29 protein-coding genes and 1 tRNA gene are annotated in these 20,334 nt (G+C 71.7%); 16 read left to right on the top strand and 14 right to left on the bottom strand.

Annotated features, from left to right (window positions below; translation table 11 throughout):
• Positions 1–212: 212 nt before the first annotated feature.
• Together V6U89_RS14525 and V6U89_RS14520 are read left to right on the top strand one after the other, a co-directional pair.
• Positions 213–641, top strand: a complete 429-nt coding sequence (locus V6U89_RS14525; RefSeq protein WP_334571535.1) for an HPF/RaiA family ribosome-associated protein — start codon at positions 213–215, stop codon at positions 639–641.
• A 96-nt stretch (positions 642–737) separates the two neighbouring features.
• Positions 738–1,793: an alpha/beta hydrolase gene (locus tag V6U89_RS14520; protein WP_334571533.1), complete on the top strand. Its 1,056-nt coding sequence runs from the start codon at positions 738–740 to the stop codon at positions 1,791–1,793.
• 7 nt (positions 1,794–1,800) lie between these two features.
• On the opposite strand, the gene V6U89_RS14515 is transcribed toward V6U89_RS14520, so the two are convergent.
• A complete protein-coding gene (locus V6U89_RS14515) occupies positions 1,801–2,493 on the bottom strand; it encodes a hypothetical protein (RefSeq protein WP_334571531.1) in 693 nt (230 codons plus the stop codon).
• 149 nt (positions 2,494–2,642) lie between these two features.
• On the opposite strand from V6U89_RS14515, the gene V6U89_RS14510 reads away from it, so the two are divergent.
• Positions 2,643–2,715: transfer RNA gene (locus tag V6U89_RS14510), tRNA-Arg, on the top strand.
• Positions 2,716–2,798: 83 nt separating this feature from the next.
• Here V6U89_RS14510 and V6U89_RS14505 read toward each other — a convergent pair.
• A complete protein-coding gene (locus tag V6U89_RS14505; protein WP_334571530.1) occupies positions 2,799–3,467 on the bottom strand; it encodes a site-specific integrase in 669 nt (222 codons plus the stop codon).
• A 26-nt stretch (positions 3,468–3,493) separates the two neighbouring features.
• Between V6U89_RS14505 and V6U89_RS14500 the strand changes: the two genes are divergently transcribed.
• Genes V6U89_RS14500 through V6U89_RS14485 form a run of 4 tightly spaced genes read left to right on the top strand, consistent with a single transcriptional unit; the run spans position 3,494 to position 4,715 of the window.
• Positions 3,494–3,910 carry a hypothetical protein gene (locus V6U89_RS14500; protein WP_334571529.1) on the top strand — a complete coding sequence of 139 codons (417 nt, stop codon included), beginning with the start codon at positions 3,494–3,496 and terminating at the stop codon, positions 3,908–3,910.
• Positions 3,910–4,056 carry a hypothetical protein gene (locus V6U89_RS14495; protein WP_334571528.1) on the top strand — a complete coding sequence of 49 codons (147 nt, stop codon included), beginning with the start codon at positions 3,910–3,912 and terminating at the stop codon, positions 4,054–4,056. The genes V6U89_RS14500 and V6U89_RS14495 overlap by 1 nt, the downstream gene beginning before the upstream one ends.
• A gap of 12 nt (positions 4,057–4,068) precedes the next feature.
• A complete protein-coding gene (locus V6U89_RS14490; RefSeq protein ID WP_334571526.1) occupies positions 4,069–4,545 on the top strand; it encodes a 2'-5' RNA ligase family protein in 477 nt (158 codons plus the stop codon).
• Complete coding sequence (locus V6U89_RS14485; protein WP_334571525.1) at positions 4,542–4,715, top strand: hypothetical protein; 174 nt, start codon at positions 4,542–4,544, stop codon at positions 4,713–4,715. Before V6U89_RS14490 ends, V6U89_RS14485 begins: the two co-directional genes overlap by 4 nt.
• Positions 4,716–4,725: 10 nt before the next feature.
• Here V6U89_RS14485 and V6U89_RS14480 read toward each other — a convergent pair whose 3' ends face one another.
• A complete protein-coding gene (locus tag V6U89_RS14480; protein WP_334571524.1) occupies positions 4,726–5,403 on the bottom strand; it encodes a hypothetical protein in 678 nt (225 codons plus the stop codon).
• Between the two features lie 415 nt (positions 5,404–5,818).
• On the opposite strand from V6U89_RS14480, the gene V6U89_RS14475 reads away from it, so the two are divergent.
• Complete coding sequence (locus V6U89_RS14475) at positions 5,819–6,256, top strand: DUF6228 family protein (protein ID WP_334571523.1); 438 nt, start codon at positions 5,819–5,821, stop codon at positions 6,254–6,256.
• A gap of 234 nt (positions 6,257–6,490) precedes the next feature.
• Here V6U89_RS14475 and V6U89_RS14470 read toward each other — a convergent pair whose 3' ends face one another.
• Positions 6,491–6,724 (bottom strand): GntR family transcriptional regulator, encoded by a 234-nt coding sequence (locus tag V6U89_RS14470; protein ID WP_257028134.1) that lies wholly within the window; start codon positions 6,722–6,724, stop codon positions 6,491–6,493.
• 177 nt (positions 6,725–6,901) lie between these two features.
• Between V6U89_RS14470 and V6U89_RS14465 the strand changes: the two genes are divergently transcribed.
• Positions 6,902–7,429, top strand: a complete 528-nt coding sequence (locus V6U89_RS14465; protein WP_334571522.1) for a hypothetical protein — start codon at positions 6,902–6,904, stop codon at positions 7,427–7,429.
• 101 nt (positions 7,430–7,530) lie between these two features.
• On the opposite strand, the gene V6U89_RS14460 is transcribed toward V6U89_RS14465, so the two are convergent.
• From V6U89_RS14460 to V6U89_RS14435, 6 genes are all read right to left on the bottom strand, one after another.
• Positions 7,531–7,812, bottom strand: a complete 282-nt coding sequence (locus V6U89_RS14460; protein WP_334571521.1) for a hypothetical protein — start codon at positions 7,810–7,812, stop codon at positions 7,531–7,533.
• 53 nt (positions 7,813–7,865) lie between these two features.
• Positions 7,866–8,435 carry an N-acetyltransferase gene (locus tag V6U89_RS14455; protein WP_334571519.1) on the bottom strand — a complete coding sequence of 190 codons (570 nt, stop codon included), beginning with the start codon at positions 8,433–8,435 and terminating at the stop codon, positions 7,866–7,868.
• A 126-nt stretch (positions 8,436–8,561) separates the two neighbouring features.
• Complete coding sequence (locus V6U89_RS14450) at positions 8,562–9,458, bottom strand: aminoglycoside phosphotransferase family protein (protein WP_334571518.1); 897 nt, start codon at positions 9,456–9,458, stop codon at positions 8,562–8,564.
• Positions 9,459–9,543: 85 nt separating this feature from the next.
• Complete coding sequence (locus V6U89_RS14445; RefSeq protein ID WP_334571517.1) at positions 9,544–10,995, bottom strand: FG-GAP-like repeat-containing protein; 1,452 nt, start codon at positions 10,993–10,995, stop codon at positions 9,544–9,546.
• A gap of 102 nt (positions 10,996–11,097) precedes the next feature.
• Complete coding sequence (locus V6U89_RS14440; RefSeq protein WP_334571516.1) at positions 11,098–11,358, bottom strand: hypothetical protein; 261 nt, start codon at positions 11,356–11,358, stop codon at positions 11,098–11,100.
• Positions 11,358–11,564 (bottom strand): hypothetical protein, encoded by a 207-nt coding sequence (locus V6U89_RS14435; protein WP_334571515.1) that lies wholly within the window; start codon positions 11,562–11,564, stop codon positions 11,358–11,360. Before V6U89_RS14435 ends, V6U89_RS14440 begins: the two co-directional genes overlap by 1 nt.
• A gap of 245 nt (positions 11,565–11,809) precedes the next feature.
• On the opposite strand from V6U89_RS14435, the gene V6U89_RS14430 reads away from it, so the two are divergent.
• Entirely contained in the window at positions 11,810–12,781 is a 972-nt protein-coding gene (locus V6U89_RS14430) for a helix-turn-helix transcriptional regulator (RefSeq protein WP_334571513.1), read from the top strand.
• A gap of 84 nt (positions 12,782–12,865) precedes the next feature.
• Here V6U89_RS14430 and V6U89_RS14425 read toward each other — a convergent pair whose 3' ends face one another.
• Entirely contained in the window at positions 12,866–12,985 is a 120-nt protein-coding gene (locus V6U89_RS14425; protein ID WP_442933923.1) for a VOC family protein, read from the bottom strand.
• A 44-nt stretch (positions 12,986–13,029) separates the two neighbouring features.
• Between V6U89_RS14425 and V6U89_RS14420 the strand changes: the two genes are divergently transcribed.
• The 6 genes from V6U89_RS14420 to V6U89_RS14395 all read left to right on the top strand — a co-directional run bounded on the left by V6U89_RS14420 (position 13,030) and on the right by V6U89_RS14395 (position 17,856).
• On the top strand, positions 13,030–13,461 hold the full coding sequence (locus V6U89_RS14420) for a DUF4240 domain-containing protein (protein WP_334571614.1): 432 nt from the start codon (positions 13,030–13,032) through the stop codon (positions 13,459–13,461).
• A gap of 238 nt (positions 13,462–13,699) precedes the next feature.
• On the top strand, positions 13,700–13,882 hold the full coding sequence (locus V6U89_RS14415) for a hypothetical protein (protein ID WP_334571512.1): 183 nt from the start codon (positions 13,700–13,702) through the stop codon (positions 13,880–13,882).
• A 118-nt stretch (positions 13,883–14,000) separates the two neighbouring features.
• Complete coding sequence (locus V6U89_RS14410) at positions 14,001–15,179, top strand: sensor histidine kinase (RefSeq protein ID WP_334571511.1); 1,179 nt, start codon at positions 14,001–14,003, stop codon at positions 15,177–15,179.
• Positions 15,169–16,359: a hypothetical protein gene (locus tag V6U89_RS14405; protein WP_334571510.1), complete on the top strand. Its 1,191-nt coding sequence runs from the start codon at positions 15,169–15,171 to the stop codon at positions 16,357–16,359. The genes V6U89_RS14410 and V6U89_RS14405 overlap by 11 nt, the downstream gene beginning before the upstream one ends.
• Complete coding sequence (locus V6U89_RS14400) at positions 16,329–17,045, top strand: response regulator transcription factor (protein ID WP_334571509.1); 717 nt, start codon at positions 16,329–16,331, stop codon at positions 17,043–17,045. The genes V6U89_RS14405 and V6U89_RS14400 overlap by 31 nt, the downstream gene beginning before the upstream one ends.
• A gap of 73 nt (positions 17,046–17,118) precedes the next feature.
• On the top strand, positions 17,119–17,856 hold the full coding sequence (locus tag V6U89_RS14395) for a hypothetical protein (RefSeq protein ID WP_334571508.1): 738 nt from the start codon (positions 17,119–17,121) through the stop codon (positions 17,854–17,856).
• On the opposite strand, the gene V6U89_RS14390 is transcribed toward V6U89_RS14395, so the two are convergent.
• From V6U89_RS14390 to V6U89_RS14380, 3 genes are all read right to left on the bottom strand, one after another.
• Positions 17,811–18,758 (bottom strand): GlxA family transcriptional regulator, encoded by a 948-nt coding sequence (locus tag V6U89_RS14390; protein ID WP_334571507.1) that lies wholly within the window; start codon positions 18,756–18,758, stop codon positions 17,811–17,813. The two genes, V6U89_RS14395 and V6U89_RS14390, sit on opposite strands and share 46 nt — an antisense overlap.
• Positions 18,759–18,765: 7 nt before the next feature.
• On the bottom strand, positions 18,766–19,374 hold the full coding sequence (locus V6U89_RS14385) for an isochorismatase family protein (RefSeq protein WP_334571505.1): 609 nt from the start codon (positions 19,372–19,374) through the stop codon (positions 18,766–18,768).
• A 129-nt stretch (positions 19,375–19,503) separates the two neighbouring features.
• A complete protein-coding gene (locus tag V6U89_RS14380; RefSeq protein WP_334571504.1) occupies positions 19,504–20,253 on the bottom strand; it encodes a lysophospholipid acyltransferase family protein in 750 nt (249 codons plus the stop codon).
• Positions 20,254–20,334: the final 81 nt, after the last annotated feature.

The following is a 20,334-nucleotide window of genomic DNA, read 5'->3' as shown; positions in this document are numbered from 1 at the left end:
CCGGTCTGCTAGGGCCGAGCGGCTCTGGGGGCCGTACCGGGTGTGACCAGGATCGGACGGCGGGGTCACCCGGCGTGGGATCGACTCCGTCTGGGTATGGATTTGATCAACCGAGAGCCAGCACGGCACGAGGTTCGATGAGAAAGGTCAGTGACGATGATTCTCAGCTCGCGTACCACCGGCCCCGTCCGCACCGAGCGGGAGGTGCGGCGATGAGCGCGGTGAGCAACCCGGCGACCGTTGCCGAGTGCCTGCGCGTCGGCGCCGGCTTCTCCCAGGGCGACCGGAACTGGATCGTGGAACACTTCGCGACCCTGGACGCGCGGCTGGCCGCGTTCCACGCCGACGCCACCGAGCTGGAGGTGTCGGTCAAGGACCGCGAGGCGCGCGGGCAGAAGGTCACGCTGGAGTGCTGGATCGCCGGTCGGCAGAAGATCGTCACCACCTCCGGCGAGGAGGACCTCCGCGCGGCGCTCCACGACGCCCGCGACGACCTGCGCCGGCGGCTGAACGACGCCAAGACGAAGCAGGAGCCCCGGCACAACAAGCACATCCGGGAGATCGGTCAGCCCGGCCGCGACCAGGTGGCCGACGCCGACACCGACGCCGACCTGGAGCGGGCCGACGCCGAGACGGCTTGAGCCACGCCGCTGCCGTCCCCGCCCGACCGGTGCGATCGGGCGGGGACGGTAGCGGGGGGCTACCGCCCGGTAGCTTCCGGGCGTACCGTCGCCATCGTGGAACCGGACGTGCTGGGGCCGCCGTACGAGCGGCAGACGATCGACCTGGGCACCGACAACGAGGGACCGGTGGTCGCCACCCTGGTCCGGCGGCGTGCCGAGCGCCCGACCGGGCGGGCCGTGCTGTACGTGCACGGCTTCGTCGACTACTTCTTCCAGACCCACGTCGCCGACTTCTTCGCCGAGCGCGGCTGGGACTTCTACGCGCTCGACCTGCGCAAGTACGGTCGCAGCCTGCTGTCGCACCAGACCCCGAACTTCTGCCGCGACCTCGGCGACTACTTCCCTGAGCTGGACGCCGCCGCGAAGATCATCCGCGAGGACGACGGGCACGACACCCTGCTCGCCATGGGCCACTCCACCGGCGGCCTGATCCTCTCGCTCTGGGCGCACGCCCGACGCGACGCCGGTCTGGTCGACGGGCTCTTCCTGAACAGCCCGTTCTTCGACATCAACGCCCCCTGGGTCATCCGTCGACCCCTCGCGGCCGCCGTCTCCCGGCTGGGCCGCCGCGCGCCGCAGCGCATCCTCCCCTTCGGCCTGGGCACCGTGTACGGCGAGAGCCTGCACGCCGAGCACCGCGGCGAGTGGACGTACGACCTGGCCTGGAAGCCGCTCGCCGGGTTCCCCGTCCGGGCCGGCTGGATCAACGCCATCCGCACCGCCCAGCGGCAGCTGCGCGCCGGGCTGGAGATCCCGGTGCCCGTGCTGCTGGCCTGCTCGACCCGCAGCTTCAAGGGCACCAAGTGGCACGACAACGCGGCCCTGGCCGATGCCGTCCTGGACGTCGAGCACATGGTGCGCTGGGCGCCCCGGCTCGGCCACCACGTCACCCTGGCCCGCTTCGACGGCGGCCTGCACGACCTGACGCTCTCCGGCCCCGCCGTACGCGAGAAGGTCTTCGCCGAGGTCGGGCGGTGGGCCGAGGCGTTCCTCGGCGCGGGCCCGACGAACGCCGGCCCCGTCGCGACGGAGTCCGGCGCGACCACGGTCCCCAGCAGCCGGGAGCCGGTCGCCGACACCGCACCGGCGGGAGCGCCGCAGGCCGGCTGACCGGGGCTCAGCCGCCGGTCGGCAGCTCGGCGGTGATCCGGTCGAAGCCGGCCACCGGATGGCCGCCCTCGCCGGGCAGCACCAGGCCCAGGCAGCGCAGCCCGACCTCCCCCGCCGGGTCGGCCTGCACGCCGAAGACGGGCGCGCCGACGTACCCGGCGGGCAGCTCGCCGGTGATCCGCAGGCCGTCGCCCGCGCGGACGGCCCGCTCGACCGCGACCTCCAGCGGCCGCGACCCGTCGTCGCGGACACCCAGCGCCAGCACGATCGCGGTGATCGGCTCCGCGCCGATCCGGGCGACGTCGTCCGCGCCGGCCGCCACCGCGTCCGGCACCGGTTGGGTACGCCAGCGCCAGCCCTGCCCGGCCGCCCGCTCGTGCAGCCCGGCGGTGGGCAGCGCCGCCACCCCGAGATCGGGCAGGTGCCCCCACCGGTCGGCGAAGTGCGGCAGGACCAGCGCGTCGGGGGCCGCCCCGGTCGGCTCGGTGACGCTCGGCCGCAGCCCGACCTCGCCGGCCTCGACCCGGGTCAGGATGTCGGCGGTGAGCAGGTACTCCCCCGTCGCGTGCGCAAAGAAGAACGCGGTGCCGGCAGGCCCGTCGTCGGCCGGCCCGGCCGGGCGGACCGGCAGGATCGCGCGCCCCAGGAGCTGGCACAGCTCGTAGGCGACCTCGTTCTCGGCGTCCGGTTCCAGCAGCACGAAACCGAGGGTACGGGGCGCGCCCGGCCGGAACCCGGATGACCGGACGCGCGGCGGCGTGCGACGCTGATCACCGCGCCGCAGCGGGCACCCGTTCCCCCGCGGCCCGGGGGTGCGGCGGTACCCTCTTGGCGCGACACGCACGCCGCGCGCCCGTAGCTCAGCGGATAGAGCAGGGGACTTCTAATCCCAAGGCCGCAGGTTCGAATCCTGCCGGGCGCACCCACGTCACCGCAGGTCAGCGGCTTCCCGCTCCCGGTCGAGACGATCACCACGGCCCCCGTACAGCCATCCGTACAGCCAAGTCAGCCGAAGAGGTGCTTCGCGGCCTGGTCGACGGCGGCCCGCTCGATCTCCGGCAGAACGTGGGCGTAGGTGTTCATCGTCAACCCGATCTGGCTGTGCCCGAGCACCTTCATCACCGTTCGCGGCGAGGCCCCCGAGACGAGCAGGAACGTGGCGCAGGCATGGCGCAGGTCGTGCAGGCGCAGCCAGTCGAGGTCGGCCGCAGCCCGGATCTTGTGCCAAGTCCGGTCTATGTGGTCCGGGTCCCTCGGCGTCCCGACCCTGGACTGAAAGACCAGGCCGTGATCCTGCCACCGCTCCCCCGCCGCCAGTGAGTCCGCGGCTTGCTTGCGGCGATGGGCGCGGAAGAGTGCGAGAGTCTGCGCCGGCACAGGCACCGTCCGCCGAGACCGCTCCGTCTTCGGGGCGACGATCTGCAACCGGCCCTCCGCGCGCTGGACGGTTTGCCGAACGGTCAGGGTGCCCGCGTCGAAATCGATGTCCGCCCAGGCGAGCCCGAGCAGTTCTCCGCGTCGGAGTCCCACCGTCAGCGCGCAGACGTACAGCGCTTCCAGACGGTGACCCCGCAGTGCATCGAGCAGCCGCTTGGCCTCTTCCACGCCCAGGGCGCGACGCTCGACCTGACGCATGGCCGGTGGACGCACCGACTTCGCCGCATTGCGGTGCACCAGTTCCTCCCGCTCAGCATCACCGAGTGAGTTCCGGATCAGACCAACGTCGCTCCCGTGATCGTTACGGGCGAGCGCGCAAGGACCAGCAGCTGCTCACCGCTCACCTCCGGCACGAGATCGTGTTCGCCGGACGTGCGCCAGTACCCGCGCATATCGCCGAGGTGATGGCGGTCGAGCCCGGTACCGAGGCAGTTGTTCGGCGTCGGCACCTCTTCGACCGAGAGACCGGGAGGCCCGAGGAGATCGGTGCCAGCTACATGCCTGTGGAGATTGCCGGTGGCACCTTCCTCGAAGAGCCCACCGTGGTCCCCAAGGGCCTGTTCCTCTGCATCGAGGACCTGAGCGGCAAGCGCTACACCACCGTCCGCGACCAGTGGGTTGCCCGGCTCCAACCACGGATGAAGCAGCGGCCCTCACCCTGCCCATGGGTGCCCCAGTAATGCACGTCATCCACGTCGCCCGAGCCGAAGACGGCACGATCCTGGAAGTGTCAGAGTCCGTGTGGCCTGCCGACCGGATCATGGTCATCGACGAGTACGAGGTAGAGCCAAAGGCAATCGAGCCGGAAGCGCCGTCTGAGGTCTGACAGGAGAAAGCCGTGTCATTCGCTGACCTTGCTCCCGGCCAGCACGCCGCCCAGGTCCGCGACCACTGGTGGTGGCGGCCCGGCTGGCGTGTCGGCCGGCGCTTCTACGCCTTCCACGTCACCTTTGAAGACCAGCCGGACTTGTACCGCCTTGCTGATTCATACCGATCGGCATTGGCTGTCGCCCCGCCCGTGACCCTCATTCCAGACCAGTGGCTGCACCTGACCATGCAGGGCATCGGGTTCACCGACGAGACCACGGACGAGACGTTGGCCGCGATCACCAAGGAAGCGGGCGAGCAACTCGCCCAACTGCCTGCCGTCGACGTCGAGTTCGGTGAGATCGTCGTCGCGGACGAAGCCATCGTCATGCCGGCGATACCCGCTGAGGCCGTTCAGAGACTACGAGCAGCTACCCGGACGGTCATTGAACGAGTCGCCGGTAAGGACCAGGTCCCCGAGGATCACGGCCGGTACCGGCACACGTGAGCGTCGCCTACCTGACGGCAGATGGGCCGGCAGCGCCGTACATCCGCGCCGTCGAGGTCATTGAGCCGGATCGTGCCGCCGTTCGGATCAGCCACATCGACCTGATCGAGATGCACCGCGACCGGCGCATGTACGAGTGGGAGGTTGTCGCTCGATTCCCGCTCGGCTGACAGGGGCGCGTCATGCCTTCGCATTCTTTGGCATGGTGTTCGGCTGCTCTCGTTCGAAGGTGCCAAGAACCTCGTAAGCGATCTGGCGAACAGCAGCCGCAGCCGGGTTACCTTGCGCCTCCTGCGCCCCCGACGCGTCCACATAGGTGACGCCCAAGAGATTTCGCCGAGATAAGGCGTAGTAGTCCTCGTCGAGCGAAGGGTCTACGTGCGCACCACCATCTTTATTTGCCAGCGCTAGGACAAGCTGCTTTCTAGACCAAAGGTGTTCCCCGATCTTCATGACCGGAGAATCCCACCAGGCCTGGAAGGGGGCCGGCGGGTGGATCCGAGAGGGAGAAAGCATCCCTAGCGGAGCCACATAGGTCACCCCGACTCCTACGATCATCTCCATGATGACGAGCCCGGGCGTATTTCCGAGATTCCGAGGATCGATATGAGCGGCCGTATCGGTGAAAAGCTTGCTCCCTAAATCCAGTTGCGCTAAAAGACTGTGGGATTGAGCCGTGTTGTGCAGAATGGCTCTCAAGCTAACGGCAAGCCGCTTCGCCTCGTCCTCATAGCCTTCGTCGTATGAAAGTGCCGACCGAAACAAAAAGCCTAGATGCTCTTCGAGGGCGCGTTCAATTTCGGGACGCTGCAGCTGTATCTGACGCTTCTCGTGCTTCCTTCGGCTTGCTCTACCCACCACCCGAGCGTACATCGACGAAGGGCTACACCAAGACCCACTGTAGGACGGGGTCATGCCTGGAGAGTTGGGTGACCGGCCGCGCGGCCCAGACCTGAGCTGGCAGTCTTCTCGGCGAGCGAAGATTGGACGACCGGTTGCCGAATTGACCTCTTTAGGATCAAGAGCGGCCCGCAAAGCGGGCCGCGCCGGCCCGGCCCCGGCCTGCTGGCGACCTCCGGCCGGCATCGGCCGGGCCGGCCACGCTGACGGACGACAAGACCTCGAAGACCTCGCGGCTCCGCCCCGAACCCCGGCCCTCCTCAGAGATCGGCCGGGGGCGGATCACCTCGTCGGGCACCCAAAGGGCTACCAGGCTCCCCGGACGGTCTGGCGACTGCCCGACGAGGAGATCCGCCAGCCATAATGCGGCATCATGAACCCACTGATCATCGGCTATCCACCCGCAGAGAGCACGTGGGTGCTTCATCCACCAGAAGACCCGTGGGGTGACGGGTACGTCGCCGTGATGCAGGTAGAGCTGCATGATCAAGGACTCACCGCTCGACGCGGAGTAGAGCTTGCATGGCCGACTCACGCCCAAGAGCCGGACCTCGTCATCTTCTTCGAGCAGCTGGCCGACGACTGGCGCGGCTGGGAGGGTGAACGTAGTTGGCGATCATTGGACGCCACCATGCGGGTCACCGCCCGCCACGACGGCAAGGGGCACGTCTCTCTAGGCGGCACCCTTCACCAGGACTCCTACTCACCCGACGGATGGCTCGCCCGAGTCTTCATCACCGTCGAGGCGGGAGAACAGATGACCTCGCTCGTTGCCGATCTTCGTGCCCACTTCGAGGGACTGGCGAGGTGACCCGTACAGCCATCCGTACAGCCAAGTCCGCCCGCTGATACCGACGCTAGCCGACAACGACGGACCGGCGGACCAGGTGTGAAGTCACCTGACCAGCCATCCGCGATCTTCTTCTAATCCCAAGGCCGCAGGTTCGAATCCTGCCGGGCGCACCACTGTCACCAGCGGAAACGCTGATCAGGGCTGATCTTCGACAGAGCCGGGTACACCGGGGTGCATCCGCGTCAGCCGTGGTCAGCCCTGCTCGGCGACGAAGGTGCCCCGCGCGTGAACGGTGACGACCAGACCCCTGTCGCGCAGCTCGCGCATGGCCATCCGCACGGTGCCCCGGGCAACGCCGTAGGTCTGCTGCAGGTGCAGTTCGCTCGGCAACGGCTGCCCGGGAAGGAGCTTGCCCTCTTCGATCTGCTTGGCAAGCAGATCTGCCAACTGCCGGTAGAGCGGCACATTGGACAGCGGGCTGGTCATGGGCGAGAGCGTAGGCACGCACATGATCTGTACGTGTTCGGGGTTGTCCAGCCTCTAGACGTCTAGTCACTAGACGTACGTGGACTGTACGTTTGTCGTGGCCAGAACAGAGGCGGCCCCCGACCAGCGATTGCGCCGCTGATCGAGGGCCTTGATCGCCTAGCTAGGAGGCGACCCGTGAGCACCCTACCCAGCCTGCCCACCTGCGGAGAGCCCGCGACGGTCCGCATCGAGCTGTACACCGCCGACTCCCTGGACGCCTGCGCGTACACCTGCCCCGCGCACACCACCCACGCCACCGCCGTAATCGCCCGCGCCGGGCTGGACGCCCATCCGGCCGGCCTGGCACCCGACGTGGATCGGCCCTGCGGCTACGTGCACGTCTACGCCACTGGCACCCTTGCCGAGCCGGCCGACCAGGGCCACCCGCGCTGGTGCGACCGGGACGACTGCCAGCGCCGAGGCCAGCATCGCTCCCGCGCCCGGCACGTGGACACCAACCGGCCGGAGGCGTTCATCGTTGGCGTGGCCCTCGTCCAGGCTCTGCACCCGGCCGCCGAGCCGATGGTGAAGCTGACCAGCGTGGAAGGCAGCGCCGCAGTCAGCCTCGTTCTGTCGATCGGGCAGGCGCGCGTACTGCGGTACCGGCTGGCCCACCTGCTCGGCATGGCCCAGGCAGGCCCCAGCGGCAGGCGTTGGGTGTAGTCCACACACGCACAGCAGAACGGGCCGCCTACCTTGCTGATGGGCGGCCCGTTGCTACACATAGCCCCCGAGAGCTAGCGGGCGAGGTTACGCCCGCTCAACTACTCCTTCAGGTATCCGGTGGCGGGGTCGATCTCAGCGAGGAAGTTCCGGATGGCCTCCTCCATCTCAGGCAGCGTCATCGCGTAGCCGTCAGCTCTGGTGATCCCGAAGCCGTATTCGTGCGGCCCGCTGAGCCAGTCGAAGTCGTACTCGCCGGGCTTCTCAGCACGCTGACGGATGCGGAAGTCCTGCCCGTCGACCGTCATCACGATCGGATCAGCCTCGGCATAACGGGGTCTCGTGTGCTCGGGCGCGAGGCCGGGCTCCGGTTCCGTTGACATGCCTGCTCCTTCCTCCGCCACCCGCCGGGAGCGACAAGCCGGCGGGTTGACACCTACCCCGGATGCCGCATGATCCAGGTGGGCAGCGGCTCCGTGAAGGCGCGGACCACCTCCCAGCCGGCGCGGCCGTACACCTCGACGTTGTCGGGGTTGCTGGTCTCCAGGATCGCCGGCAGGTCGTCAGCGGCGGCGCGGAGCAGTCCGGCTCGCATGACGGCGTGGCCCCACCGGCGGCCGACGTTCTGCGGGTGGGTACCCAGGACACCGAGGTACCAGTAGGGAGCGGCCGGCAGTGCCGCATGCACGGCCTCGTCGTAGGCGTGGACGCGGGCCAGTGCGTCGGCGGGCAGTTGGGCGACGAGGTCGTCGTCCGGCCACTCGCTCTGCATCGCGGGAGGCTCCCAGATCGCGACCGACGCTCCGCGCTCGATCGTCCAGATCGTTTCCTTGCGGACCCGCTTGTCGAAGAGGTGCCCGAAGAAGGCGGCGGCGTACTGCGGGTAGGTCGCCTCGTCGGGAAACAGGTACCGGAGGACGGGGTCCTTGGTGAAGGCGGCGACCAGCGAGGCGATGACGCGTCCACGGTCTTCCGCGGTGGCGACGGTGATCTCAGGCGCGGTCACAGCGTCCGACCGTATCGCAGGCTGCTCGATCACAGCCGGCCGCACAGCCGATCGGACCCGGATTACGGCTGCCCGCCGGTGGAGGCCGTGCCGGCCAGGCAGGTGTCAACAGGGCGGACCGGGAGGTCAGCGCCGGTCGCCGAGGACCTGCGCCAGGGCGTGCGTGGCCTGCCGGACGATGCCGGGGTTGGTCGCCCAGTAGTAGGGCAGGGCCAGCACGGCCTGGTACAGCGCCCAGCCACGCCCCCGCAGCCAGGACGCGTCGTCGACGTCGAGTTCGGCGCGGAACCGCTCGCGGCTGGCGCCGGCGAACACGTTCCACGCCGGTTGCAGGTCGCAGGCGGGATCACCGACGTTGAGGCCGCCGAAGTCGATGACCGCGGACAGCCGGCCGTCGACGACGAGCAGGTTGCCCGGCAGCAGATCGCCGTGCACCCAGACCTCCGGGGCGTCCCACGCCGGGGCGTCGAGCGACTCCTGCCACGACCGCAGGGTCGCCGTACCGTCGATCCGGTCGCCGAGCCGCGCGACCGCCCGCCGGACGCCCTCGTCGAGCTCCGCGAGGGGTGCGCCCCGCTGGCCGGGAAGGCGCGGGAAGGCGCCGGTGGTGTCGATCCGGCGCAGCGCGGCCACGAACGCGGCGAGATCGACCGCCGCCCGGTCCAGGTCGTCGATGGTGCCGTTCGCGTTCTCGCCCGGCAGCCACTCGCACACCGACCAGTCGAAGGGATAGCCCTCGGCGGGGCGTCCCATCGCCACCGGCACGGGCAGGGCGAGCGGCAGGTGCGGGGCGAGCTTCGGCAGCCACTCCGCCTCCTGTGCCGCCTGCCTGGTGGCCCAGCCGATCCGCGGTAGCCGGACGACGAGGTGCTCACCGAGTCGGTAGATGTCGTGGTCGGTGCCGTACGACGGGACGGGACGGATCGGCAGCCCGGCCCAGTGCGGGAACTGTCCGGCCAAAAGGCGACGGACCAGGTCGACGTCGGTCTCGATCTCGTCGGCGTGCATCTTGAGAGCGCTCATCGCGGCCATCCTCAGCGAACCGGACGGAACGCGGCAACCTAGTTCCAGGCGGCGCGTCGTCAGGTGATGCGGTCAGGTGATGCCGTCAGCTGATGCTGTTGAAGCCACCCCAGCCGCTGCCGATCTGCTGGTAGCCGCTGAACGGGACGCCGTTGTCGCGGACGATGTTGTTCGCGTAGAGCAGCAGCGTGCCGTCGGTCTTGCGGCCCACCAGGTCGGTGTAACCGTCACCGGTCACGTCGGCGCCGACCAGCGTGTCGAAGCCGCCCCAGCCGCTGCCGATCTGCTGGTAGCCGCTGAACGGGACGCCGTTGTCGCGGACGATGTTGTTCGCGTAGAGCAGCAGCGTGCCGTCGGTCTTGCGGCCCACCAGGTCGGTGTAACCGTCACCGGTCACGTCGGCGCCGACCAGCGTGTCGAAGCCGCCCCAGCCGCTGCCGATCTGCCGTGCGGCGGAGCTGCTGAACGGGATGCCGTTGTCGCGCTCGATGTTGTTCGGGTAGAGCCACAGGGTGCCGTCGGTCTTGCGGGCCACCAGGTCGGTGTAGCCGTCACCGGTCACGTCGGCGCCGACGATCCGGTCGAAGTTGCCCCAGCCGCTGCCGACCACGCGGGAGTCCGGGCTGCTGAACGGGACGCCGTCGTCACGGACGATGTTGTTCGGGTACAGGATCATGCTGCCGTCCGACTTCACCAGGAGCAGGTCCGTGTATCCGTCACCGGTGACGTCGGCGTTGACGATCCGGTCGGCACCGCTCCAGCCGCTGCCGATCTGCCGCGAGGACCCGGAGCTGTACGGGACGCCGTTGTCGCGGACGATGTTGTTCGAGTACAGCCACAGGCTGCCGTCCGTCCTGCGGGCCACCAGGTCGTGGTACCCGTCACCCGTCACGTCGGCCACCCAGCGCTCCGGCTCGGTCGGGGTGGTGCTGCCGCCGGTCACGCCGACGGCGGTGGTGAAGCCCTCGATCTGGGAGTTGCTGTTGTAGTTGTAGTAGGTGTGCGAGGCGGTCCGGTCGCTGGTGTTGCCCTCGATGGTGTAGAGGGTGGTCCCCGACACGGACTTCACGATGCCGACGTGGTTGACGTCGCCGTCGTTGCCCCAGTCGAAGGTGATCGCGTCGCCGGGCCGAGGGACGTAGCTACCGCCCCGGGCGTGCCACGTGCCGTTGTTCAGCCCGTACGTCTTGAAGGACGCGGCGTACCCGTTGATCTGCGACATGGCGGTGGTGACGCCGGCCTCCCGCCACACGTACTTGGCGAACCCGGCGCACCAGGCGTACGCGGAGCCTCCCCCGCCCCAGCCCGCTCTGCCGCCGCAGGCGGGCCAGCCGAACATCTCGCCGCCGTAGTAGGTGCAGTTGACCGGGATCTCGTGGTTGCGACTGGAGTCGTTCAGTTCGCGCTTGGCGATGGTGACGATGCCGTCGCCGGTGGGAGCCGCGTGGGCCGCCGGCGGAGCGACCGCCACCCCGAACGCGATACCCGCGGTGGCCGCGATGACGGCCAGCCGGCGACGAATACCGGACCTGTTCATGATGATCTCCTCAACTCTGTTCGTGGCTTGTGGACGTGGTGGGTCGGCCGCCCGTGTCCGGGCAGCTGCTGGATGACGTGGGTGGTGTCCGGGCTCGGACGGCTAGACGATCCGCCAGAGACGGAGTGGTTCGGACTCCCTGATCGCGCTGCTGACCAGGCGGTGCAGGAGGTCGAAGGCGGCCGCCGGGTCGTCGCTGTCGATGAACGCCAGGATGTCGGCGCTGTCCGGGCCGGCGCGGACCCGGATGTGCTCGACGCCGCTCCCGGCCGGGGCCCGCGCGTTGATGAGATCTCGCAGCACCGCCGGGTCGAGGACGACCGTCGAGGTGAGCGGTGCGATCCGGAGGTGTGCCGCGACCATCAGGACCACCCCGCCGGGCCGGCCGGCGTGGGGCCACCCCAGCCGAACCCGTCGGCCATGACCTGGGCCGCCGGGCCGTCCGGCGTGGGTCCGCCCCAGCCGAACCCGTCGGCGAGTACGGCCAGCGTGCCCGGTCCGGCTCCCAGGGCGATCGCAAGAGCGAGAGCGAGGAGACCGATCATGATCAGGTCGCGCCGTACATCCATACATGTGGACATATCGATTTACTCCCCCGTGATGTGTTACGTGTCGCTGTTGGTGTGGATTGCGGGGCTTCATGGTGGATCTCGCCGCCGCTGAAGAAAGCATCGCGGGCCCGCCAGGCCTTGTCACCAGGCTCGGCCTGGCGTGACCCCGCCCGGCGGAACCCCGCCAGGTGCTCGTCGGGACCACGAAAATGATCAGCGGGGGGCAGAATGCTCGTCGATGGGTCCTACTCGGGGGAGGGGCTGTGTTCGATCTGCTGGGGCTGTCCGCGGAGCACGAGGCGGTCTACCGCGCCATGCTGCAACGCCCCGACCTGAACGTCGCCGGCCTGGCCGACCACCTGGGCGTCCCGCCGGAGCAGGTGACCGCGGCACTGGACGTGCTGGCCGACCTCGCGCTGATCCGGCTGGCCCCGCAGCGCGACCAGGCGCGGGTGGTACGGCCGCAGGCCGGACTCATGGCGCTGCTGGCCAAGGTGGAGGCGGACGTCGCGGTCCGGCAGCGACAGGTCGAGGCGACCAGGGCCGCCATCGCCGCCATCGCGACCGCCCACGACGACCAGCACCAGGCGGCGGAGGGCCGGGTGCTCGACGGGATCGAGAGCGTCCGGGACCGGCTGGCCGAGCTGGCCCACAGCGCGCGCACCGAGTGCCTCTCGTTCACCACCGGGGGCGCGCAAGCCCCGGACACCATCCAGGCGGAGGCGCCGCTCAACCAGCAGGCCTTGCAGCGCGGTGTCCGCATCCGGAACGTGTACCAGGACAGCTTCCGCAACGATCCCGCCACGCTGGCCCACGCCCGGTTGATGGCGGGCCTGGGCGGTCAGTCGCGCACCACGCCGACGCTGCCCATGCGCATGGTCATCGTCGATCGGGAGATCGCGCTGGTCCCCATCGATCCCGGCAACTCACGGCAGGGCGCGTTGGAGCTGCGCAGCCCGGGCGTCATCGCCGGACTGATCGCGCTCTTCGAGCAGGTGTGGCACAGCGCGACCCCGTTCGGCGAACGGACGGCCGCCGACGATCAGGGGCTCACCCCGCAGGAACGTGAACTGCTGCGACTGCTCGCCGCCGGGCACACCGACGAGTCGGCGGCCCGCAAGCTGGCGGTTTCCGTGCGCAGCGTGCAGCGGATGATGACGTCACTGACCGAGCGGCTGGGCGCGGCCAGCCGGTTCCAGGCCGGCGTACAGGCAGCCAGCCGCGGTTGGGTGTGAGGGGGACCGCCGGGATGCTCCTGGCGTCGTCGAGCGATCGCGGCGGCCGGACCGGGCGGGCCCGTCGCTGCGGCCCACCGACGTTCAGTCGCGGCCCAGCCAGGTGGCCACGCACGCTTCGTTGCCCTCGGCGTCGGCCAGCACCCACCACGTCGGGGCGTTCCGGTCGGTGACCAGGCGACCCCCGAGCCCGCTTCTGGGCACCGGTCGAGGCCGCCTGGGAGCGGCTCGGCCCGGAGCCGGCGGCGCTGCGCCGGGCCCTGGCGACCCGCGACCCGGAGGCCGACGACGTCGACCCGTACGCGATCGACGACTGGCTCGACCCGTTCCTCGCCAGTCTCCGGGGGCTCTGCGCCGAACTGTCCGGCCGGGAGCTGACCGACCTCGACCGCATGGTCGAGCGGAAGCTCCACGACATCGACCGGGAGGACGTCCACGAGGTGACCGACGGCTCCGACGACGGATTCCTCTACTGCCGGGGCTGGATCGTCGCGCTGGGTCGGGAGTTCTACGAGGCCGTGCGCGCCGACCCGGCGATGGCCGTGCTGGACGCCGACTGCGAGGAGATGTGTTACTTCTTCGGCCACCTGCACGAGGAACGCTTCGGGGAGTGGCCCGAGACCGGCTCCGGCATCTCGCGGGAGTCCACCAGCAACGCCGCCGGCTGGGCAGCGAACTGAGCGACCGTACGGGGGTGCGGCACGCGTCGCACCGACGACCTGGGGGGTGGGTGATCGGTGCGACGCGGCCTGACCGACGCCGGGGCGGGGCGGAGGGGGAAGGGGGGTGGGGTGCCCCGCCCGGCATCGGTGGTCCAGGTCATCCGTGCTTCTCAGCGCCGGCCTCCCCCGATACGTCACACCGGCCCTTCATGGGCGCGACGACAGACCCACGCGCCCGGCCGGCGCGGAAACCCGGGTGACCCCGGGCATCCCGGCCCCCACCATCGACGGATGCCACCGACCCGAGCGCCCGGGGGCGACCGAGGAGTCCACACTGTTCCGCGAGGCGGTCGCCTGTGCGCGGGCGTTCGAGTGCGATCCGGCGGTGATCGGGGTCAGCTGCCACCTGCTCGCCGTGGCGACGGTGGGAGCCGGTTGAGCTGTCAGCGACACGACGCGCACCGAGGGTGACCGGAACGGACGTACCATGCTATTCTCCGTCGTCGATCTACCGCTGCGCGGACCCGGACGGGTCGCTGCCCGAAGGACGCCTCCCGATGTCGGCCGTACCCGCTCCGACCTCGCCGCCGTCGTTGTTGGACCGGCCGGCCGGTGGCGCGTTCACGCTCATCTTCACCACCCTGCCGGCCCTGCTGCGGCTCACCTGCGGGCTGGTCGGCGCGGTCACCGCGCTGGCGGTGCGCACCCCGCCGGTGTCGACCGCGGCGCTGCTCGTGGCGGTCGCGGTGCTGACGGCGTGGTCGGTGGTCTACGCCGTCCGCGCGCTGCGCGCCGGGATCGGCCCCGCGCTGGTCACCGGGGACGTGGCCCTCACCACGGCCGCGTGCCTGCTCATCCCCCACCTGGTCGCGCCGGAGGTGCTGCCGGGTGAGGGCAGCTGGATCGCGGTGCTGGCCAGCACCACGGTGATCAACACGCAGGCCACCGTCGCCGCCCGCTGGTCGGTGCCGGCGGGGCTGCTGCTCACCGCCGCCTACGCCACCGGCGCCACCGCCGCCGGCAACCCGGCCGAGGCCACCGCCCACGCGGCGACCCTGCTCGGGCAGACCGGCCTGACGGCGATGATGACCGCCGTCATGCGCCGGCGGATCGGCCGGGCAGACCGGGCCTTCGCCGACTACCAGGGGTTGCGCCGGGACGCGCTGATCGCCCGTACCGCCCGGGAGGCGGAGCGCCGGCAGAACCGGGACCTGCACGACACCGTCCTCGGCACGCTCACCATGGTCGGCCTCGGTGCGGTGCCGGACGGGTCGCCGGCGCTGCGCCGGCGGGCCGGGGCCGACCTGCGTACCCTCGTCGGGCTCGCCGATGCGCGGTCCGCGCCGGTCGGCGGCCGGGTCGCGGTCGACGAGCGGTTGCGGGCGGTGCGCGACGCCCACCCGGAGCTGGCGGTTACCGCTGAGCTGGCGCCCTGCGCCGCCCCGGTCCCGGCCGCCACCGCGCTCGCCGACGCCACCGCCGCCGCGCTGGCCAACGTCGCCCGGCACGCGCCCGGCGCGGCCGTGACGCTGCGACTGACCACCGAGGCGGAGACCGTCGTGGTCGAGGTGGTCGACGACGGTCCCGGCTTCGACCCGGCCACCGTCCCCGCCCACCGGTACGGGCTGCGCGAGTCGGTACGCGGGCGGCTGACCGAGGTCGGCGGGCACGCGGAGGTGACCTCTGCCCCGGGCGAGGGCACCCGGATCCGGTTGGAATGGCCGCATGTCGGCTGACCTCGACGCCGGCCCGGTCGCCGTACCCCGGGTCGATCCGTCCCCGCCGAGCCTTTCGCCGCCGGACGACGTCCCGGCGATCGACGTGGCCCGCGCCTCGGACCGGGGCGCCCGGATCGCGGCCGTCGCCATCGCGCTGGTCTGGCACACGGTGATCGGGTTGCCGGCGCTGCTGGGGTCGTGGTCCGAGCTGGCCGCGCCGGCCGTGGTCGCGGCCGGCTGGCTGGTCGTCACCGCGACCGGCGGGTACGCCGCCGCCCGGCTGCTGCGCGGCGGCCTCCCGCCGGCGCTGCCCCTGGTCGCGGTGCTGCTGACGGTGGACGCGGCGGTTTTCGCGGCCTGCGGGCGGGAGCTGTTGTTCACCGCCGCCAACTGGGTCTGGGGCACCCTCGGCTGGTTCTTCGTGGTGGTGCTCTGGGGGCGGCGGGTCCCCTGGCTGCTCGCCCTGCTCGCCGCCCACTCGCTGATCGCCCTGGCCGCGCTGCTCGGGCACGGCGCGACCGCCCCCGCCGACCTGACCCGGTACGCGATGTACGTCTACGGCACGTCGTCGCTGCCCATCGCGGTCTTCACCGGCGCGGCGGTGATCGCCGGCCTGGCCCGGCAACGGGCCGCGACGGCGACGGCCACCCTCGCGGTGGCCGCCGAGCGGGACGCGGCCGAGCGGGCCCGGCGGGAGCGGCAGGCCCGGCTCGCCCTGGTCAGCGGCGCCGCCGAGGAGGTGCTGGCCGAGCTGGCCGACGGGCGCGCCGATCCGGCCGACCCGCTGGTGCAGCGCCGGTGCGTGCTCGCTGCGGCCCGGCTGCGCCGGCTGATCGCCGAGTCGGACGACGTGCCGGACCCGCTGCTGCACGAGCTGCGCGCCGCCGCCGACCTGGCCGAGCGGAACGGCCTGCCGATCGACCTGGTCGCCATCGGCACGCCCCCGCCGCTGCCGGTGGAGGTCCGCCGCCGGCTGGTGGACCCGCCGACCGCCGCGCTGGCCGAGGCGCGGCGCTGGTCCCGGCTGACCGTGGTCGCCGGCCCCGACGAGGTGGTGGTCAGCCTGGTCACCCCCGAGGTGGACGAATCCGCCGGGACCGGTCCGCCCAGCCAGGTCGAGGACGACGGCCAGGTGGAGCACGTGCAGGAGCGGGACGGGGAGATCAGGTGGACGCAGACCCGGTGGCGCAGGACGTGAGCGGGGGCCGGCCGGTCGGGGTGGCCATCGTGGACGACCACCCGGTGGTGATCGACGGGGTGCGGGCGTGGCTGGCCTCCGAGCCGCGGCTGCGGGTCCTGGCCACCGGGGACGATCCGGACCAGGTGCTGCGGGACGCCCCGGACGCCGACGTGATCCTGCTGGACCTGCGCCTGCACGGGCGGATGGTGATCGACAAGCTGGCCGAGCTGAGCGCCGCCGGTCGGCGGGTGGTGGTCTACTCCGAGCACAGCGACCCGGCGACGATGCTCGCCGCACTGGACGCCGGGGCGGCGGCGTTCCTGGCCAAGCACGAGGGGCGGGAACACTGCGTGGCGACCGTCCTGGCCGCCGCCAGCGACCGCCCGTACGTGCCACCGGCGCTGGCCGGGGCGATGGTCGGCGACCCCCGCCCCGACCGCCCGACCCTGTCCGACAAGGAACGAGAGGCGCTGCTGCTCTGGTTCCAGTCGATGTCGAAGGCGTCGGTGGCCCGTCGCATGCGGATCAGCGAGCACACCGTCAAGCAGTACGTGGACCGGGCGCGGATCAAGTACACCCGGGCGGGCCGGCCGGCGGCGACGAAGGCGGCGCTGCTGGCCCGGGCGATCGAGGACGGCCTCGTCCGACCGGAGGAGATCGGCATCTACCGGTCGCAGGCGGCGGCCGACCGGCCGACCCCCTAACGGCTGTCATGACAGGCCCGGCGGGCGGGGCGAGGCTTACCGGCAGGAGGTCAATCGCCGGGAGGTCGTGACGATGCGCGCGGACGCGTCCCCGTTCTTCATCGCACCGCACCGCTTCGACGCGCCGGACGACGAGCTCCGGCCGGTGCTGGACCGGCGCTACGAGCTGGTCCCCGAGCCGGGCGAGCGGGTGTTGCGGCGGCTGCGTACGCCGGTGGCCGGTTGCCTGCTCAGCCCCACCGGCGCCCGGCGGCAGTGGGTGCTGCCCGCGCCGGCCACCGTCACCGTCACCGACCGGCGCCTGGCGTACGTGTGCGCCGGCGCCGAGCTGTCCGTGGTCTCCGGGCAGGACGGCCGTGGCGATGCCCGGCACCGGCGCGCTCTTCGGCTGTCCCGCCTGGTCAGCGGGCAGATCCGCTGGCAGTGGCCGTCCCGCCTGGAGCTGCCACCATCCGCCGGCCCCGCCGACGGGCCCGCCCCGGACCCGACGGCCGACGGCGAGCTGCTGGTGGTCTGCGACGCGCTGCGGACCATCCAGCAGCCGGCGCTCGCCCTCGGCGGTCCGGCCGACACGGTGACGGAGCTGGCCCGGCTGGTCCGCCGGTCGGTGGCCACGTTCCGGCTGAGCCACCCGGAGCTGGTCGAACTCTCCCCGCCGGAGCGCGACGAGCTGGCCCGCCGGGCGGCGCCCGGTCCGCTGGACGGGGTGGCCCGGGTGACGCTGCCCGGTTCGCTGCCGGTGGAGTTCCTGTCCCGGGACGACTACTACCGCACGCCGACCCCGTCGGCGTTGGACGCGGTCGGCGAGTGAGCCCGGGCCCGTAGCCGGCGCAGCATCCGGGCGTCGGTGAACCCGACGGCCCGGGCGGCGGACTCGACGGTCGCCCCGTGCCCGATCAGATGCTCGGCCCGCTCCACCCGCAGCAGCTGCTGGTAGCCGAGCGGCGTGAGCCCGGTGGCCTGGCGGAACAGCCGGGTCAGGGTGCGTTCCGCGACCCCGCCGGCGGCGGCCAGGTCGGCCAGCGGCAGCGGCTCGGAGAACCGGCTGTCGATCAGGTCCTGCACCCGGTGGGCCGCGTCGGACAGGTGCGAGCGGTGCCGCATCATCGCGCTGGCCTGCTGCTCGTGCCCGTTGCGCCGGGCGTAGACCACCAGGGTGCGGGCGATCCGGGCGGCGGCGGCCGGGCCGTGCCGGGTGGCCACCAGGTGCAGCGCCACGTCGATGCCGCTGGCGATGCCGGCGGAGGTCACCACCCGGTCGTCCACCACGTAGAGCAGGTCCCGGACCACCCGGGCGGCCGGGAAGACCCGGGCCAGGTCGTCCTGCACCTCGTGGTGGGTGGTGCAGCGCCGGCCGTCCAGCAGGCCGGCCCGGCCGAGCGCGAACGCGCCGGCGCAGATGCTGGCCACCGTGCCGCCGCGCGCGTGGTGGTCGGCCAGGCGCCGTAGGTCGTCCCGGCCGACCGGCCCCGCCGGGCCGTGCGCCCGCGGCCGCCAGCCGGGTACGACCACCAGGTCGTCCGCGTCCAGCTCCGGCCACCCGGTGGCGGCCCCCAGCGGTACGCCCTGCACGGTCGGCACGGTGTCCCGCTCGGCGACGTAGTGCAGCCGGTAGTCGTACCCGTTGTCGGCGGCGGTGGAGAAGACCTGGGCCGGGCCGGCCAGGTCCAGCAGGTGCAGCTGCGGGACCAGCAGGAAGACGACCCGGGCCATCTTGGGGTCAGCTCCGCGCGCCGACCGGGGTCGCCCCGGTCACCTCGTCGACGGTACGGACGGTGGCGAAGCGGCCGGCGAGGGCGTACTCCGTCCGGGCGGTCATCTCCGCACCGGACAGGGTGCGCGGGTCGGCGAGGATCTCCTCGACGGTGGCGGTCGGCGGCAGGTCCCGGTGCGGGGTCGGGAAGGTCACGGTCGCGTCGGTCACGAACGTCATCTCGTAGCCCAGGTCGCAGCCGACCCGGGTGGTGGTCTCGACGCACTGCTCGGTGCGGATGCCGCAGACGGTCAGCTCGCGGATGCCGGCCATGGTGAGGATCTGCTGGAGGTTGGTGGTGGTGAAGGCGTTGTGGGACGTCTTGACCAGGGTGGGCTCGCCGGCCACCGGGGCCAGCCCCGCGATCAGCCGGACGTGGCCGAGCGCCGGGTCGAAGACGGTCCCGCTGCCCGGCTCGGCGTGCAGGACCCAGACCACCAGGTCGCCCCGGCGACGCGCGGCGTCGACCAGCCGGTCGACCTGGCGCACGATGTCGGGCTGCGACGCGTGGGCCCAGATCGGGCGCTGACGGAAGGACTCCTGGACGTCGATGACGACGAGTGCTGCTCTGCTCATGGCTTAGATCCTGGCCGGGTGACTGCCGGCGTGGCAGACACCATCATGCCCGGATGCGGAACGATCCGGTCACCGCCCCGGCCCACCGGAGCCGGGGCGTCGTCCGCGGGCGGAGCCGGGGCGCAAGCCTCAGGAGGCGGCGGTGCGGCGGCCGCGCCGGTCCAACTCGGCGGCCTCCTCCAGGGTGGGGGCGGTGCCGCCCAGGTGGGCCGGCTGCCACCAGGCGTCCTCCGGGCCGGCCGGCTTGTCCGGGTACTCCCGCTGGGCGCGGTCGACCAGAGCCGACAGCCGGCTCTTCAGCTCCACGGTCATGGCGTTGGTGTCCGGCCAGTCCGCCGGGTCCATCGGCTCGCCGAGCAGGATGGTGATCGGGGTGTGCCGGCGGGTCAGGTTCTTGGGCCGGCCCTTGGTCCAGAGCCGCTGGGTACCCCAGACCGCCACCGGCAGCAGCGGCACGCCGGCCTGCTGCGCCATCCGGGCGGCCCCGCTCTTGAGCTCCTTGACGGTGAGCGAGCGGCTGATCGTCGCCTCGGGGAAGACGCCGACCACCTCGCCGCGCCGCAGCGCGCCCACCGCCGCGTTGTACGACCCGGCGCCGGCCCGGCGGTCCACCGGGATGTGCTTCATGCCGCGCATCAGCGGGCCGGAGACCTTGTGCGCGAACACCTCGTGCTTCGCCATGAACCGGACCAGCCGGCGGGATTCGTGCGCCCCGTAGCCGCAGAAGATGAAGTCGAGGTAGCTGACGTGGTTGCTGGCCAGCACGGCCCCGCCGGTACGCGGCACGTGGTGGCTGCCCTCGACGGTCAGGCGCAGGTCGAGGACCCGGAACATCGTCTTGGCGGCGGCGATCACAGGGGGGTACACGAGTTCCGACATTCGCCAACTTTACCCCGCGTAGGTTACGGAGCCGTAGGCCCGAAGCACCGGCCGCGGTGTCGCCGGTCCGGGCCGCCGCTC

Origin of the sequence: Micromonospora sp. CPCC 206171 (assembly GCF_036906755.1) — a bacterium.
Classification (GTDB): Bacteria; Actinomycetota; Actinomycetes; order Mycobacteriales; family Micromonosporaceae; genus Micromonospora; species Micromonospora purpureochromogenes.
This window is presented reverse-complemented; position numbering and strand designations above follow the sequence as displayed.

Excerpts from the sequence above, each read along its gene's own strand:
- V6U89_RS14380 (WP_334571504.1), bottom strand. The coding sequence starts at position 20,253 with ATGTCGGAACTCGTGTACCCCCCTGTGATCGCCGCCGCCAAGACGATG.
- V6U89_RS14440 (WP_334571516.1), bottom strand. The coding sequence starts at position 11,358 with ATGGTCGCGGCACACCTCCGGATCGCACCGCTCACCTCGACGGTCGTC.
- V6U89_RS14495 (WP_334571528.1), top strand. The coding sequence starts at position 3,910 with ATGCACGTCATCCACGTCGCCCGAGCCGAAGACGGCACGATCCTGGAA.
- V6U89_RS14460 (WP_334571521.1), bottom strand. The coding sequence starts at position 7,812 with ATGTCAACGGAACCGGAGCCCGGCCTCGCGCCCGAGCACACGAGACCC.
- V6U89_RS14385 (WP_334571505.1), bottom strand. The coding sequence starts at position 19,374 with ATGAGCAGAGCAGCACTCGTCGTCATCGACGTCCAGGAGTCCTTCCGT.
- V6U89_RS14525 (WP_334571535.1), top strand. The coding sequence starts at position 213 with ATGAGCGCGGTGAGCAACCCGGCGACCGTTGCCGAGTGCCTGCGCGTC.
- V6U89_RS14390 (WP_334571507.1), bottom strand. The coding sequence starts at position 18,758 with ATGGCCCGGGTCGTCTTCCTGCTGGTCCCGCAGCTGCACCTGCTGGAC.
- V6U89_RS14470 (WP_257028134.1), bottom strand. The coding sequence starts at position 6,724 with ATGACCAGCCCGCTGTCCAATGTGCCGCTCTACCGGCAGTTGGCAGAT.
- V6U89_RS14445 (WP_334571517.1), bottom strand. The coding sequence starts at position 10,995 with ATGAACAGGTCCGGTATTCGTCGCCGGCTGGCCGTCATCGCGGCCACC.
- V6U89_RS14395 (WP_334571508.1), top strand. The coding sequence starts at position 17,119 with ATGCGCGCGGACGCGTCCCCGTTCTTCATCGCACCGCACCGCTTCGAC.
- V6U89_RS14405 (WP_334571510.1), top strand. The coding sequence starts at position 15,169 with ATGTCGGCTGACCTCGACGCCGGCCCGGTCGCCGTACCCCGGGTCGAT.
- V6U89_RS14450 (WP_334571518.1), bottom strand. The coding sequence starts at position 9,458 with ATGAGCGCTCTCAAGATGCACGCCGACGAGATCGAGACCGACGTCGAC.
- V6U89_RS14435 (WP_334571515.1), bottom strand. The coding sequence starts at position 11,564 with ATGGATGTACGGCGCGACCTGATCATGATCGGTCTCCTCGCTCTCGCT.
- V6U89_RS14475 (WP_334571523.1), top strand. The coding sequence starts at position 5,819 with ATGAACCCACTGATCATCGGCTATCCACCCGCAGAGAGCACGTGGGTG.
- V6U89_RS14410 (WP_334571511.1), top strand. The coding sequence starts at position 14,001 with ATGTCGGCCGTACCCGCTCCGACCTCGCCGCCGTCGTTGTTGGACCGG.